The sequence below is a fragment of the Aeromonas sp. S13(2024) genome (genome assembly GCF_041402405.1).
GTDB lineage: Bacteria > Pseudomonadota > Gammaproteobacteria > Enterobacterales > Aeromonadaceae > Aeromonas > Aeromonas veronii.
Map to the genome: position 1 here is coordinate 37796 of NZ_JBGLRA010000005.1, position 15576 is coordinate 53371.

The 15576-nt window shown below is 58.8% G+C and carries 15 protein-coding genes; 8 read left to right on the forward strand and 7 right to left on the reverse strand.

The genetic code is table 11. From position 1 onward, the window contains the following. Positions 1–46 precede the first annotated feature (46 nt). From ACB042_RS09255 to ACB042_RS09285, 7 genes are all read left to right on the forward strand, one after another. The gene (locus ACB042_RS09255; RefSeq protein WP_005338938.1) at positions 47–811 is read left to right on the forward strand and encodes a DUF3450 domain-containing protein; all 765 of its coding nucleotides are present in this window, start codon (positions 47–49) and stop codon (positions 809–811) included. After that, positions 808–2181 (forward strand): MotA/TolQ/ExbB proton channel family protein, encoded by a 1374-nt coding sequence (locus ACB042_RS09260; RefSeq protein WP_371178281.1) that lies wholly within the window; start codon positions 808–810, stop codon positions 2179–2181. Before ACB042_RS09255 ends, ACB042_RS09260 begins: the two co-directional genes overlap by 4 nt. 10 nt (positions 2182–2191) lie before the next feature. Further along, positions 2192–2719 (forward strand): MotA/TolQ/ExbB proton channel family protein, encoded by a 528-nt coding sequence (locus ACB042_RS09265; protein WP_005338936.1) that lies wholly within the window; start codon positions 2192–2194, stop codon positions 2717–2719. Between the two features lie 67 nt (positions 2720–2786). Beyond that, positions 2787–3194, forward strand: coding sequence for a biopolymer transporter ExbD (locus tag ACB042_RS09270; RefSeq protein ID WP_005338933.1), 408 nt, complete (start codon positions 2787–2789; stop codon positions 3192–3194). A gap of 16 nt (positions 3195–3210) precedes the next feature. Continuing rightward, positions 3211–3846, forward strand: coding sequence for an energy transducer TonB (locus tag ACB042_RS09275; protein ID WP_005343441.1), 636 nt, complete (start codon positions 3211–3213; stop codon positions 3844–3846). Positions 3847–3857: 11 nt separating this feature from the next. After that, positions 3858–5099: a lipopolysaccharide assembly protein LapB gene (locus ACB042_RS09280; protein ID WP_144714242.1), complete on the forward strand. Its 1242-nt coding sequence runs from the start codon at positions 3858–3860 to the stop codon at positions 5097–5099. A 511-nt stretch (positions 5100–5610) separates the two neighbouring features. Then, a complete protein-coding gene (locus ACB042_RS09285; protein WP_005338927.1) occupies positions 5611–6531 on the forward strand; it encodes a L,D-transpeptidase family protein in 921 nt (306 codons plus the stop codon). 355 nt (positions 6532–6886) lie between these two features. Here ACB042_RS09285 and accC read toward each other — a convergent pair whose 3' ends face one another. From accC to acs, 4 genes are all read right to left on the reverse strand, one after another. Next, positions 6887–8227 (reverse strand): acetyl-CoA carboxylase biotin carboxylase subunit, encoded by a 1341-nt coding sequence (gene accC, locus ACB042_RS09290; RefSeq protein WP_005338910.1) that lies wholly within the window; start codon positions 8225–8227, stop codon positions 6887–6889. Positions 8228–8242: 15 nt separating this feature from the next. Then, the gene (accB, locus tag ACB042_RS09295) at positions 8243–8701 is read right to left on the reverse strand and encodes an acetyl-CoA carboxylase biotin carboxyl carrier protein (protein ID WP_005338908.1); all 459 of its coding nucleotides are present in this window, start codon (positions 8699–8701) and stop codon (positions 8243–8245) included. A gap of 36 nt (positions 8702–8737) precedes the next feature. Further along, on the reverse strand, positions 8738–9187 hold the full coding sequence (gene aroQ / locus ACB042_RS09300; protein WP_005338907.1) for a type II 3-dehydroquinate dehydratase: 450 nt from the start codon (positions 9185–9187) through the stop codon (positions 8738–8740). A gap of 288 nt (positions 9188–9475) precedes the next feature. Next, positions 9476–11422 (reverse strand): acetate--CoA ligase, encoded by a 1947-nt coding sequence (acs, locus tag ACB042_RS09305; RefSeq protein WP_111899886.1) that lies wholly within the window; start codon positions 11420–11422, stop codon positions 9476–9478. A gap of 169 nt (positions 11423–11591) precedes the next feature. Here acs and ACB042_RS09310 point away from each other — a divergent pair, with 169 nt between their 5' ends. After that, complete coding sequence (locus tag ACB042_RS09310) at positions 11592–11870, forward strand: hypothetical protein (RefSeq protein ID WP_100647319.1); 279 nt, start codon at positions 11592–11594, stop codon at positions 11868–11870. Positions 11871–11900: 30 nt separating this feature from the next. Here ACB042_RS09310 and ACB042_RS09315 read toward each other — a convergent pair whose 3' ends face one another. The 3 genes from ACB042_RS09315 to torD form a co-directional block, all read right to left on the reverse strand. Further along, complete coding sequence (locus ACB042_RS09315) at positions 11901–14348, reverse strand: EAL domain-containing protein (protein WP_021230392.1); 2448 nt, start codon at positions 14346–14348, stop codon at positions 11901–11903. A 153-nt stretch (positions 14349–14501) separates the two neighbouring features. After that, positions 14502–14870, reverse strand: a complete 369-nt coding sequence (locus ACB042_RS09320; protein ID WP_371178282.1) for a hypothetical protein — start codon at positions 14868–14870, stop codon at positions 14502–14504. Between the two features lie 7 nt (positions 14871–14877). Then, entirely contained in the window at positions 14878–15546 is a 669-nt protein-coding gene (gene torD, locus ACB042_RS09325; RefSeq protein ID WP_371178283.1) for a molecular chaperone TorD, read from the reverse strand. Positions 15547–15576 lie beyond the last annotated feature (30 nt).

Below are 15576 nucleotides of genomic sequence, written 5' to 3' on the forward strand. Positions count from 1 at the left end.
GAAGTTACGGAGATAGGGTAATCCTATGAAGACAAGGACCATTACAATGAAGAAAGCGCTCCTTGGCAGCCTGGTTTCGGCCGCCTTGTTGACCAGCTTCAATCTGAGTGCCGCCACTGCCGGTCAGGCTGTGGACGCTCAAGCCGCCACCGACAACGCATCAAAAGTTTCCCAGCAGAAGATCGACAGCTATGCCGAATCTGCCGAATCCGCACTGGCCCAGTACAAGGCCGCCCTGCGTCAGGTCGACAGTCTGCGCACCTACAACGAGCAGGTGAGCAAGATGGTCGAGTCCCAGAGCGCTGAGCTGGCGTCGATGCAAAAGCAGATCGCCCAGATCGACCAGACCAGCACCGAAGTGGTGCCCTTGATGCTCAAGATGATCGACTCCCTCGAGCAGTTTGTGTCACTGGATCTGCCGTTCCAGAAAGTCGAGCGGGAGGACCGCGTGGCGGCTCTGACCGACCTGATGAACCGGGCCGATGTCACCATCTCCGAGAAGTACCGCAAGATCCTGGAGGCCTACCAGATCGAGGAGGGCTTCAGCCGCACCATCGAGGCCTACAAGGCGAGCCTGGACAAGGATGGCAGCGAGAAGACCTATGAGTTCCTGCGCGTTGGCCGCATCGCGTTGCTTTACCAGTCTCCGGATGGTCAGGAGACCGGCATGTGGAACAAGCAGACCCGCCAGTGGGAAGAGTTGCCCCAGGAGTATCGCAGTGCGGTTGAACAGGGCCTTCGCATCGCCAAGAAGCAGGCGCCTCCCGCGCTGATCAAGCTGCCGGTTCAAACTGCGGAGAAAGCATCATGAAAGGAATCAAACTTGCTATTGCCCCCCTGATTGCGGGAGCAACCCTGGTCACCCTGCCGGTGACCGCCGCCGAAAAACCGGTGGATCTCAATGCGCTGCTGAATCAGGTCAAGGCCTCCAGCCTGAGTGAATCCCAACTCAACAAGGAGCGGGAAGCTCGCTTCCTGGCTGACAAGAACGAGCAGGGGGCGCTGCTGGCCAAGGCCAAGGCCGAGCTGGCTGCCGAAACCGCCAAGGGCGAGCAGCTCAAGGCGACCTTTGATGCCAACGACAAGCAGCTGACCGAATTGACTGAAACCCTGCGCCAGCGTTCCGGCAACATGGGCGAGATGTTCGGGGTGCTGCGTCAGTTCGCCGGTGAGTTCAAGGGGATCTTCAATGCCTCCGCCCGTCGGGTCGAGCATCCGGAGCAATCCGCCCTGTTGACCCGTCTGGCCGAGAGTAAAGAGCTCCCCTCCAGCGATGATCTGGAAGCGTTCTGGACCACCACCCTCAGCCGCATGGTGGATGGTGGCAAGGTGAGCCATATCCCGGCGACCGTGGTCTACGGCGAAGGCAACCAGGCCGAGAAGACCGTCACCCAGATCGGCGAGTTCAACACTGTCTCCGAAGGCAAGTACCTCACCTTCGTACCGGAGACCGGCAAGTTCGAGCAACTCTCCCGTCAACCGGAGAAGAGTGTGCTGGCTCCCATCGCCGAGTTTGAACAGGGCGGCGACGGGGTCAAGCCCATCTTCATCGACCCGTCTCGCGGCGTGATCCTCTCCCTGTTGGTGCAGTCACCGACCCTCAAGGAGCGTATCGATCAGGGTGGTTCCGTGGGTTATGTGATCCTGGCATTGGGGGTCATAGGTACCCTGCTGGCCATCTTCTGCGGTATCCGCCTGTCGCTGATCGGCTCGTCCATGCGCAAGCAGCTGAAATCCGATCAGATCATCAAGGGCAACCCCATTGGTGACATGCTGGGGGCCTACCAGAACCATCGCGGTGACAACATCGAGGATCTGGAGTCCAAGCTCGACGAGATCATCCTGCGCAACGTGCCCAAGTTCGAGAAGGGCATCAGCATCATCAAGCTGATCGCCTCCGTCGCACCGCTGCTGGGCCTGCTCGGCACCGTAGTGGGGATGATTGCCACCTTCCAGGCTATCACCCTGTTCGGTACCGGCGATCCCAAGCTGATGGCGGGCGGTATCTCCGAGGCGCTGGTGACCACCATGCAGGGTCTGGTCGTCGCGGTGCCCATGCTGTTCCTCTACACCATTGTGCAGACCCAGAGCCGTCGTCTGATCCAGGTGCTGGAAGAGCAGAGCGCCGGTTTCGTCGCCCGTTATCAGGAACGTCTGCACGCCTCCAAAGCCGCAGCGTAAGGAGTCACCCATGTGGTTCTGGTTGATTGAAGAAGTCGAGTCGGTCCGCCGGTTTTTGGGATTGGGGGGCGATGTACTGGTCGCCCTGTTCTTCCTGACCCTGATGATGTGGGCCCTGTTGCTGGAGCGCTGGTTCTACTTCATGGCGGTCTACCCCAAGCAGGTGAAGCAGACCAAGGCGACCTGGCTGGCCCGCACCGATCATCTCTCCTGGTCTGCCAAGCAGATCCGGCGCGAGCTGGTCTCACGGGTTGCCATGGCGGTGGACAAGGGGATGCCGGTCATCAAGGTGCTGATCGCTCTCTGCCCGTTGATGGGGCTGCTGGGGACCGTGGTGGGGATGGTGCAGGTGTTTGACACTTTGGCCATCACCGGCACCGGTTCGCCGCGGGCGATGGCATCGGGGATCTCCAAGGCAACGGTACCGACCATGGCGGGCATGATCGCCGCCCTTTCCGGCCTGTTTTTTGTCAACCAGCTCGATCACAAGGCCAAACTGGCGGTGCAAAAGCTGGAAGACAACCTGAAACACGGTTGATGCAGGATGCATACCCCCGGCGAGGCATGGCCTGCCGGGGGCACAGAACAAGCAAGGAGTTTCTGCTATGAGAAAACGTTACAGCGACAGCGGTGCTGACGAGGCGGCTATCGATTTGACCCCCATGCTGGACATAGTGTTCATCATGCTGATCTTCTTCATCGTCACCACCTCCTTCGTCAAGGAGTCCGGTGTCGAGATCAACCGTCCCAGTGCCAGCACGGCCGAGACGGTGAAGAAGGGCAATATCATGGTCGCGGTGCGCGAAAACGGTCAGGTCTGGGTCGACAAGCGGGTGGTCGAGGTGGGGGCGGTACGCGCCAACATCGAGCGGCTGCGGGCCGAAAACCCGGAGAGCGCCGTGGTGATCCAGGCCGATAACGAATCCCGTTCCGGTCTGGTGGTGCAGGTCATGGATCAGATCCGCATGGCCGGTGTCCAGAACATCTCCATCGCGGCAGACAAGAGCAGCTGATGCCGGAGAGAGACCTATGAGATACCTGATATCGTTGGCGGTCTCCTGTGTGGTGGTGTTCTTTCTGTTTCTGGGAATGAACAAGCTGATCACACCGGATCACCGGGAGCTGGTGGAGAAGGATGACGTCACCATGACCGATTTCATCCGCCTCAAGCCCCAGGAGACCCTGCAAGAGAAACAGCGGGAGCTGCCCAAACCGCCGCCGCCCAAGCGTCCGCCACCGCCTCCCGAGATGGAGGTGGCCAGCACGGATAGGCCGAAGATGGAGAGCGCGCCGATGGACATGCCCAAGCTCGACATCCCGGTCAACATCGGTGGTGGCAACGCGTTGGGTGCTTATAGCACCGGCGGCGGTGGTGGCGGCGTCGGTGGCAACAATGGTGCCATTCCGCTGGCAACCTTCGAGCCCATGATGCCCCGCAAGGCGGCGCTGGCGGGGCTGGCCTCCGGCAAGGTGCTGGTGGAGTTCACCGTCACCGAGCGCGGCACCGTCAGCAACGTGCGGATCGTCAAGGAAGAGCCGCGCAGCTATGACCTCGGCAAAGAGGCGCGCAAAACCATCGCCAAGTGGACGTTCAAACCGGCCATGGTGGATGGCAAGCCGCAGGCGAGCAGGATGCAGCAAGAGATCGAGTTTGCGGTCAACTAAGGAAGGTGGCGATGAACAAGTTACACAAGATGATCCTCGCCCCGGTCGCCATGGCGGTGCTGCTCAGCACCGCCAGTTGGGCCGCCGAGCAGCCGGCCCTGTCGGATCGGGCCTATCGGGCGGTCAACAAGGCGCAGGAGCTGATCACCGAGAAGAAATACGGCGAGGCCAATGCCAAGCTGCAAGACGCGCTCTCCGGCGCGGGTGATCGGGTCTACGACAAAGGGGTCATATTGCAGACTCTCGGTTTCGTAGCTGCTCAGCAGGAGAAATACGGTCAGGCGACCAAGTACTTTGCCGATGCCATCGCGACAGGCGGCCTGCCGCCACCGGTGGCCCAGCAGGTGCGCTACAACCTGGCCCAGCTCTATATGGCTGAGGGTAATTATCAGGGCTCGATCAAGACCATGAAGGAGTGGTTTGCCAACCAGGGCAAGGATGACAAGCCCAACTCCCATGCCTATATCACGCTGGCCAACGCCCACGTGCAGCTCAAGCAGTACCGTGACGCGATCCCGGCAGTGGATCAGGCGATCAAGCTGTCGGCAGGTAAAGCGCCGGAGTCCTGGTATCTGCTGAAGATGGGGGCTCACTACGAGCTGAAACAGTACAAACCGGCGACCGAGGTGCTGACCTCTCTGGTCAACATGTTCCCGGAGAAGAAGAAGTACTGGACCCAGCTGTCGGCCATGCATATGCAGGCAGGCAACGATGCCAAGGCGCTGGCGGCGCTGGAGTCGGCCTACAACCTCGGCATGTTGACCGAGGCCGCCGAGCTGCAGCGCCTTGCCAACTACCTCGCCTTCACCGGCATTCCCCATCGCGCCGCACGGGTGATGGAGAAGGGGATGAAGGATGGGGTGATTGAGCAGAGCGCCAGCAACTACAAGACCCTGGCCAACTACTGGCATCAGGCCAAGGAGCTGGATCCGGCCATCGACACCCTGGCCAAATCCTACCAGCTGGCCCCGAGCGCCGAATTGCAGCTGAAAATGGCACGCATGATGATCCAGAGCAAACGCTATCAGGATCTGGTGGCGCTGGCCGCCAAACCGGCCGCCAATGCCAATGGTGAACAGCGTGCGGATCTCAAGTTCCTGACCGGTGTCGCCTATTTTGAGCAACAAAAGCCGAAGGAGGCCCTCAACGCCTTCACCCAGGCGGCTCAGAATGGCAACGTCAGCGGTCGGGCATCTCCGTGGATCAGCTTCCTCAAAGAGCAGAGTGGCACCGGAGAGGCAGCCGTCCAGTAATTCCAATGACAACTACCTGTAGTCCCTTTTATGGTTGCCTGGTGGCTCCATTAACCGCTCTTCGGAGCGGTTTTTTTATGGTGGCTGCCAGCACCGGCGGGTGGCCGATGCGCGGTTTTATCCCTCTTCATGCCAATACAGAGCCTCCATCGACATTGGTCTATCTCTCCCGGTGTGACAAACGTTTCAGCTAGGGCTGCAACCGTGAAGCAAGGTGGCGCTGCGTTGTGGTTGATGGGGGCTCGGGTGGCTTGCTGACAGGCGGGCCGTGCCATTCATCTTTCTCTTTGCTGCGACTTGCCTGTGTGGCTTTTGCCCTGTTGATAAGCGTCACACCGAAAACGGCTACTTTTAACAAGAAAAGCAACATATGGAAGTTGAAATTTTGGCCGACTCAGGAAAGAATGCGCGCTCGGTTATTGGCGTCGTGGGGCAGGTTGACCCGCCACCGGCAGACCGAGGATGAGACGGCCCCCGGCCCATTTGGTACAGGAAACCACACAGGAATTTTATGAATCCCCTTCGCACTGCCGCTTCGGCCCTTTTATGCACATTTGCGCTGGTCAGCCAGCAGGCTGCCGCCGTCGAGTACCGTCTGCCTGCGGCCAACAGCCGCCTGATCGGTGAAAACCAGGAATACGTGGTGCCTGCGGACAACCGTCCGCTGGAGCAGATCGCTGCTGACTTCCAGCTGGGTCTGACTAACATCATGGAAGCCAACCCGGGCGTTGATCCCTATCTGCCGAAAGCGGGTAGCACCCTGATCATCCCCCACCAGCTGATCCTGCCCAACGCGCCCCGCGAAGGGATCGTCATCAACGTTGCCGAGATGCGTCTCTACTACTACCCGAAAGGGAAGAACGTGGTGGAAGTGCTGCCCATCGGCATCGGTCAGCTGGGGGTAAACACCCCGGAGAACTGGATCACCAAGGTAGAGCGCAAACGCGCCAACCCGACCTGGACCCCGACCGAGAACATCCGTCGCCGCTATGCCGCCCAGGGCAAGACTCTGCCGGCAGTATGGCCAGCCGGTCCGGATAACCCCATGGGTCTGCACGCCCTCTATATCGGCAACCTCTATGCCATCCACGGCACCAATGCCACCTTCGGTATCGGTCTGCGGGTGAGCAGCGGTTGCGTGCGTCTGCGCGCTGACGACATCAAGTATCTGTTCGACAACGTGCCGGTCGGCACCCGCGTCCAGTTCGTCAACCAGCCGGTCAAGACCACGGTCGAGCCGGATGGCGGTCGCTACATGGAAGTACACGAGCCGCTGTCGCGCACCGAGGAGGAGTTCAACTCCACCGCCTCCGTGCCGCTCCCGATGACACCGGCCATCACCCGCTTCATCGCTCACGCCGAGTCTGACTCCAACGTGGTCAAGCAGGTGCTGGAACAGCGTACCGGTATGCCGACCCGCCTCAATCCCTGATTGAGCAAGTTGGCGGTGCCGCGCGCACTGGCTGAATAAAGAAAACGGCGACCAGATGGTCGCCGTTTTTTATGGATAAAAACCAATTTTGTTGTTCCGGTTTTTTGGGGGGCATACAAACAACACTGGATATCTAACTAGCTGTTCCGAATAGTAGGTCACTGGAGGAAGGGGAAAGATGTGATTTAAGTAGGAACTGTCCTTATCCATTACGAAGAGCGAATCTCAGCTGCTGAGATAAAAAAATACCCGATGCGCAGCATCGGGTATTTTTGTGGCTGTCCACGTCATCCTTCCGGCTGAGAAGCGACTCGTTAGCGCCATACCAAAAGCAGATGTTCTGCCAGTAAAATTCTTACAGACCCAACTTTTTGTGCAGATAGTGGATATTGGTGCCACCGTGCTGGAAGTTTTCGTCTTTCATGATCTCTTTTTGCAACGGTACGTTGGTCTTGATCCCTTCCACCACCAGTTCGTCCAGCGCATGACGCATGCGGGCGATGGCAATGTCACGATTCTCGCCGTAGCAGATCAGCTTGCCGATCATCGAATCGTAGTGGGGCGGTACCTTGTAACCGGCATAGATGTGGGAGTCCCAACGCACGCCCAGACCACCCGGCGCGTGGAAGCGCTGCACCAGACCCGGAGAGGGCATGAAGGTGGCCGGATCTTCGGCGTTGATCCGGCACTCGATGGCATGGCCACGGATGCGGATATCCTGCTGGGTGATCGACAGGGGCTGGCCGGCGGCGATGCGCAGCTGCTCCTTGATCAGATCGATACCGGTGACCATCTCGGTGACCGGATGCTCAACCTGGATACGGGTGTTCATTTCGATGAAATAGAACTCGCCGTTCTCGTACAGGAACTCGAAAGTACCCGCACCGCGGTAGCCGATCTCGATACAGGCACGCACACAGCGCTCACCGATGAACTTGCGCATTTCGGCGGTGATGCCCGGTGCCGGCGCCTCTTCCACCACTTTCTGGTGGCGACGCTGCATGGAGCAGTCACGCTCGCCCAGATAGAGGGCGTTGCCCTGGCCGTCTGCCAACACCTGAATTTCGATGTGGCGCGGGTTTTCCAGGTACTTCTCCATGTAGACCATGTCGTTCTTGAAGAACTGGCCTGCTTCGGATTTGGTCAGGGCGATGGCGCCCGCCAGTTCCGCTTCATTGCGCACCACACGCATACCGCGACCACCACCGCCACCGGCGGCCTTGATGATCACCGGATAGCCGATGCGCTTGGCAATGGCGGCGTTGTGCTTGGCGTCGTTGTCGACGGGGCCGTCAGAGCCCGGTACACACGGTACGCCCGCTTTCTTCATCGCTTCGATGGCGGAGACCTTGTCACCCATCAGGCGAATGGTCTCGGCGCGCGGGCCGATGAAGATGAAGCCGGATTTTTCGACCACTTCGGCGAAATCGGCGTTCTCGGAGAGGAAGCCGTAACCTGGGTGGATGGCCACGGCACCGGTTACCTCGGCGGCGGCGATGATGGCCGGGACGTTGAGGTAGGATTCAGTACTGGCCGGTCTGCCGATACAGATGGATTCGTCGGCCAGCAGCACATGTTTGAGCTCCCGGTCGGCGGTGGAGTGAACGGCCACTGTCTTGATCCCGAGCTCTTTACAGGCGCGCAGGATCCGCAGGGCAATTTCACCGCGGTTGGCGATGACTACTTTGTCCAACATGGGTGGCGATTTCCCTTATTCGATGATGAACAGCGGCTCGTCAAATTCGACGGCCTGACCATTTTCAACCAGGATCGCTTTGATCACACCGGCCTTGTCAGACTCGATTTGGTTCATCATTTTCATGGCTTCGACGATGCACAGGGTGTCGCCGACATTGACTTGCTGACCCACTTCCGCGAACGGCTTGGCATCTGGGCTGGAGGAGCGGTAGAAGGAGCCAACCATCGGGGAGCGCATCAGGTGACCACTCGGGGCGGCATCTGCGGCCGGTGCAGCGGCAACCGGGGCGGCAGCGGCAGGTGCGGCAACCGGAGCGGCTTGCTGCATCATCATCTGCGGCATGGCTGTGGTCACCTGACCGGAGAAGTTGCGGCTGATGCGAACGGACTCTTCACCTTCGGAGATCTCCAGTTCGGCGATGCCGGACTCTTCAACCAGTTCAATCAGCTTCTTGATTTTGCGGATATCCATTAGCATTCTCTTTCTTCTTTATCTGATCAGTGATTATCAAGCCGCGCGCAGATGGTGCACGGCCGCGGTTAAAGCGAATTGGTAGCCATCGGCCCCCAGACCACAAATGACCCCTTTGGCGACATCAGACAGATAGGAGTGATGACGGAACGGCTCCCTGGCATGGACATTTGACAGGTGAACCTCGATAAAGGGGATGGCGACACCCAGCAGCGCATCGCGAATGGCGACGCTGGTGTGGGTGAAGGCGGCTGGATTGATGATGATAAAATCCACCTGGCCCATGGCCTGATGGATGCGGCCGACCAACTCATGTTCGGCATTGGATTGCAGATGTTCCAGAGTGACACCGAGTTCGCTGGCGTTAAGCTTCAGATCGGCGACGATCTCATCAAGCGTCTTGCTGCCGTAGATACCCGGTTCCCGTTTGCCCAGCAGATTCAGGTTTGGTCCGTTGAGCAGGAGAATTCGGTGATTTTGCGACATATTGAGTACATCCTCGATGATAATGCTGCTATCTATCAGCTATCTTGTGGACTACCAGAAATCTAGCCATTTTCTGCGCAAATCGGTGTGCCCTGGCACACAGATTTCGCAATTATATTGATTTCGTGAAAATTAGCAGCATTTTACTGGTCTAATCTCTACATCTGGCTATTTATTGCACGTTTCAACCTGAGATACTTCGTCGCTGCCACCTTGCTGTTTGCTGGCGGATAAGAAACGACAAAGCCGGCACAAGGCCGGCTTTGTTGAGCAACAAACGAAGCGGGATCAGGCTGCTTCCGACTTCTCGCGGATGAGTTTGTCTACTACCCCCGGATCCGCCAGGGTGGAGATATCCCCCAGGCTGTCGGTCTCGCCGGTGGCGATCTTGCGCAAGATGCGGCGCATGATCTTGCCGGAACGGGTCTTCGGCAGCCCCTCTGCCCAGTGGATCACGTCCGGCGTGGCGATGGCACCAATCTCCTTGCGCACCCACTCCTTCACTTCTTTGTGCAGCTCGCGGCTCGGCTCTTCCCCGGCGATCAGGGTGACATAGGCATATATGCCCTGACCCTTGATCTCGTGAGGAACCCCCACCACCGCGGCTTCAGCGATCTTGGGATGGGCCACCAGCGCCGATTCAATTTCGGCGGTACCCATGCGGTGGCCGGAGACGTTCAGTACATCATCCACCCGGCCGGTAATCCAGTAGTAGCCGTCCTCGTCGCGACGGGCACCGTCGCCGGTGAAGTAGCGGCCCGGGAAGGTGGAGAAGTAGGTCTGCTCGAACCGCTCGTGATCGCCGAACACGGTGCGCATCTGGCCCGGCCAGGAGTCGGTGATCACCAGGTTGCCCTCGGTAGCCCCCTCCAGCGGTTCGCCCATGTTGTCGACCAGCGCCGGTTGTACCCCGAAGAAGGGACGAGTCGCCGAGCCCGGTTTCAGGTCGGTGACGCCGGGCAGCGGCGTAATCAGGATGCCGCCGGTTTCGGTTTGCCACCAAGTATCGACAATGGGGCAGCGCTCGTCACCAATGGTGCGGTAGTACCACTCCCAGGCTTCAGGGTTGATGGGTTCACCCACCGAGCCCATGATGCGCAGGCTCTGGCGCGAGGTGCCGGTGACCGCTTCGTTACCCTTGGCCATCAGGGCGCGGATGGCGGTAGGGGCGGTATAGAGGATGGTGACCTGGTGCTTGTCCACCACCTGACTCATGCGGTTGGTGGCCGGGTAGTTGGGCACCCCTTCGAACATGATGGTGGTGGCACCGTTGGCAAGCGGCCCGTAGACCAGATAGGAGTGACCGGTAACCCAGCCCACATCGGCGGTACACCAGTAGATATCCTCTTCGTGGTAGTCGAACACATATTTGAAGGTGAGGGTGGCATAGACCAGATAGCCGCCGGTGGTGTGCAGCACCCCTTTGGGTTTGCCGGTGGAGCCGGAGGTATAGAGGATAAAGAGCGGATCTTCGGCGTTCATCGCCTCGGGCGGGCAGTCGCTGCTGACGGCGGCGGTCGCTTCATGCCACCAGATGTCGCGGTGGTTGTGCCAGGCGACATTGCCGCCGGTGCGCTTGAGCACGATCACCTTGTTGACCTGGGTTTCCGGGTTGGTGAGCGCTTCATCCACATTCTTCTTGAGCGGCACCGGACGGCCACCACGCAGCCCCTCGTCGGCGGTGATCACGATGCGCGAGCCCGAGTCGATGATGCGACCAGCCAGCGCTTCTGGCGAGAAGCCGCCGAATACGATGCTGTGTACCGCGCCGATGCGGGTACAGGCCAGCATGGCGATGGCAGCTTCGGGCACCATGGGCATATAGAGGCAGACCACGTCGCCGCGGTGAACCCCTTGGGCTTTCAAGACGTTGGCAAACTTGCACACTTCGCTGTGCAACTCGCGGTAGGTGAGTTTGCGATCTTCGGCAGGGTTGTCCCCTTCCCAGATGATGGCGACCTTGTCACCTCGTTCGGCGAGATGGCGATCGAGACAGTTGGCCGAGACGTTGAGCTGGCCATCTTCAAACCATTTGATGGAGATATGGCCCGGATCGTAGGAGGTGTTCTTGACCTTGGTATAGGGTTTCATCCAGTCGAGAATTTTTCCCTGCTCTCCCCAGAAGGTATCGGGATCCTCGACGGAGGCCTGATACATGGCGGCGTAGTCGCCCTTGTCTAGCAGTGCATTGCTGCTGATGTGGGGTTTGACCGGGTAGACCTTGCTCTCGCTCATCACTCACTCCTTTGAATACATACTTTTAATAATTAAGTAACAACTTATACCTTTGGTGGCGGGGGGCAATTAGACTTTTGGATAGACAGCAACATTTGGTTACAGGGTTATGGGTGACACTCACGCAGTGAGTCGGTAAAAAGGAGGACTTCGATCGATGGAGGTAGTTATGTTCTCTCTATTGCTCTGTGCATCCCTGTGGCAGTTTGATACGACTGTTCTTGCAGACAAGCCTCCCAAAGAGTTTGCGATTACCCACCAGGAGCCTTCACAGACTGTGCGGGAGCGGGTTGCTGATCAGCTTGGTCATGCATGGCAGGACAAAAAGTCGGGAACCAAGTTTTCACTCAGTGAGCCAGGATCCCGTTACTCTGGCGACTCACCGCTCACTCGCATGGCCAATGAACGGGATAATGGTGGTGTTCCTACCCTGACGTTTGGAAAATAGTTTGATTGGCCGTTTGTTTCCTTGGTATCGCTAATGTTGAACGTTTTGGCAATCCAAGCGTTCGTGCATCTGCTCTACATGCAGTGGTTTGCTGAACAGATAACCCTGTCCTTCGCCGCAGTTGAGTGACTGCAAAAAGGCGTGTTGTGCCTTGGTTTCAATCCCTTCGGCGGTGACCTCCATATCCAGACTGTCGGCCAGATTGATGATGGTGCGGCAGAGCTCCCGACTGTTCTTGTCTTCCGGTAATGCCTGCACAAACGCCCGGTCTATCTTGATGCGATCGATCGGCAGGGTCTTGAGCAGACTCAGTGACGAGAAGCCGGTACCAAAGTCATCGATGGCAATCTGCACGCCGAGATTTTTCAGGCGGGTAAAGAGATCCAGACTCTGTTCGACTCGCTGGATGATGCTCTCCGTCACCTCGATCTCCAGCCGTTCTGGCGGAAATCCGGTCTCGGCCAGGATGGCGGCGACCCGTTCAACGTAGCCCGGGGAGCGCATCTCCCGCACCGAGACGTTGACTGACAAGCGGGGCACCGGCAGTCCGGCGGCCAGCCAGTTTTGTCCCTGCTCGCAGGCGTTGCGCATTACCCACTCCCCAATTTTCTCTATCAGGCCGCACTCCTCTGCCACCGGAATAAAACGGGTCGGCGCTATCATCCCCTCATTCGGATGCTGCCAGCGCAACAGAGCTTCCAGTCCACTCAGGTGACCGTTGGCCAGATTGGTCATGGGTTGATAGAAGATGCAGAGCTGTTCGAGCTCTAGGGCCTTGAGCAGACCCTGCTCTATCTGCATCCGCTCGCGGGCTCGAGCCGCCATGCAGGGGGTATAGAACTGGAATCCGTTGCGCCCCTGACTTTTCGCCTCGTACATGGCGCTGTCGGCGGCGCTGACCAGGGTTTCCGGGCTGTCTGCATGATCGGGATAGATGGCGATACCGATACTTGCCGAGATCGCCACCAGCTCATGGGCCAGCTCAACCGGTTCACGCAACACGGTAAGCAGGGTATTGGCGAGGGTTGCCAGCTCGTCAGGCTCTTCCAGATAGGGGATCAGCACCAGAAACTCGTCTCCCCCGAGGCGGGTCGCCAGATCGTTGTGCTGCAGGCAGCCGCGGATACGCTCTGCCAGCCGCTTGAGCAGCTCATCGCCAACTCCGTGGCCCAGGCTGTCGTTGATCAGCTTGAAGCCATCCAGATCGATAAAGAGCAGCCCCAACCGTTTGCGATTGAGCTGCGCGGTTTTCAGCTCAAGGGCCAGCCGCTCCTGCAACAGATGACGATTGCCCAGCTCGGTCAGGGGATCGTGATAGGCAAGGTGATTCAGCTCGGCCTCCACCTTGCGAATGGCGCTGATGTCGGAAAGGGCGATCACATAGTGAGTAGTGTTGTTGAAGTTGTCATAGACAGCGCTGATCTGCTGCCAGGAGGAGAAGTAGCTGCCATCCTTGCGCAGACAAACCATCTCGCCATGCCAGGCGTTGTTGCCGGGGCGCAGGTGATACCAAGGATAGTCGAGGTCAGTGTAGCGCCTGGGATGCATGATGATATCCGGGGTACGGCCTATCACCTCCTCGGCATTGTATTGGGTCAGCATGGTGAAGGCCGGGTTGACCGACAGAATATGGTGCTCGCTGTCGAGGATGATGATCCCCTCGGCCGTGGTATCGAATACCACGTTGGCCTGATGGAGTCGTTCCTCCTGACGGCGGCGGGCGGTGGCATTGTGAATGACCCCCATGACCCGGTGGCCGACCGACTCGGTGGCGGGGACATGGTCGGCATGAATATCGACCCAGTGGCGCTCGTTGAGAGCGGTGAGGTAGCTCAGGGTGAGATGGATGGGGTCATGACTTTGCAGGGCGGCCTTGAGCTGGCTGCCGGATTCCGGTTCAAAACAGTCGACGAACGCTTGCAGCCCGCCGTGGAATTGGTTGGCTTCGATACCCAGCAGCGGCTCAATCTGGCCGTCGAACAGTAATCTGTCCTCCGCCACGTGCCACTCCCAAACCCCGATTTGGGCCGCTCGCATTGCCAGTTGCAGCCGTTGTTCGGTTTCGTATTGCTCGGTGATGTCCCGTACGATGGCGAGGATGCCGTTCAGCTCTCCCTTCTCATCACGCATCGGGCTGTAGGTGGCCTGAAAGCGGCGTGAGCTGCTGTCGTACGCCGCGGTTTGGCCCGTGATGGCGATATCCACGTAGGGCATGCCGCTGCGCATGATCTGCTGAAACATGGGCTCCAGGGTCGGGGCCAGTTTGGGAACCACCTCTCTGAGGTGCTTGCCCTGATGCTCCTCGATGCTTTTGCCATTGATGTCGGCCAGCACCTGATTGACTTTACGGTAGCGAAATTCGCAGTCAAAGACGCCGATGCCCAGAGGGGCATTATCCATCAGCTGTTCCAGGACGGTGTGATCTGACAGCTGGGTCAACATTGCCTCGGTGTCGGCGTTGAAAAGCTTCCCATCCATGATGACCTCGGCATTGATTGTTTTATCACTTGCATCAGTTGTCAGTATGGCACGAACTGTTTGGCCGGGAGTCAAGCGGAGTTATCTGGTTGTTTTGACGGCAAGAATAGGCAGAAAAACCTGATAAAAAGGATGGAAAAAGGGGGCGAGTGGTTATCCCTTCTGGCGACCAAACGCCTGAATACCGCGCACAAATACCAGCCAGCCGAGCAGGTGGAACGGGAGGGCAAGCAGATAGAGCAGCAGGAAGTGCGACTCGCTGCCACTGCTGTTGATGAAGTCGATCCAGGCGGCCAGCAGCGCCAGCATGCCGGCAATCTGGAAGCGGCGGCGCAACACCACCTCGACGCCGAGATTGGCAAGGTAGAGGGTGAGCAGGATGCCAGCAAATCCGGTGAGCTGGGCGGTGCCGTAGAGCTCGCGATCCGGGTTGAACAGCAGCGCAATCAGGGGAGTAATGCCCTGATCCTGCGGGATCAGGGCCAGCAGCCAGCATGCAATCAGAAGCAGGGCTGTCTTCATCGCGGCCTCAGTCGGCAGACGGTGCCGGTTTGACCAGAGAGAGGTAGTTGGCATCCATCTTGAGGAAGACCCCCAGCAGACGGGCACTGGCGCCGTAGAAGCCAAACCGGTCGGCGGCGCGACAGGCGCTTTCGAACTTGTCAAACCAGCCCAGCAGATGACCGTGCAGCAGTGCTTCCTGCTCGTCGAGCCAGCGTTCCCGCTCGGCTGCGCTCTTGGCTTCCGCCGCGCGGATGATGAGATTGCCCATCAGATCCAGCTCGATGGCCAGATGGTCGGCAGGCTCTTTGTATTTGTCGCTGACATTGATGCCGAGGCGATCGAGGCGGGCCTGCATCTCGGCCATCGGGGCCTGCATCAGCAGCTTGCCCTCGCCACGATAGAGCGATTCGTAGGGCAGGGCGCCCTGCTTGGGATCCACCAGAAACAGCCCGGCGAAGTCGGCGGCGAGTTCCAGTTGGCGATCCGGGCGCACCAGCAGGCGCGCAATGGCCTCGTTGAGTTCGGCCACGGCTTCGCGCATCGGATCCAGGGTGGAGAGGCTTTTCAGGAAGCTTCGCACGTCATAGGTGTCATATTCGGCGATCTGCTCATCACTGAGTTCGGCGGCGAACAGGGTGGAGAACCACCAGTAGAGTTCGGCCCGGCGTTCGCTGGTAGCCATAAATTCCTGCATTTTTCCTCCGTGGATGGCAATCGGGAGCCT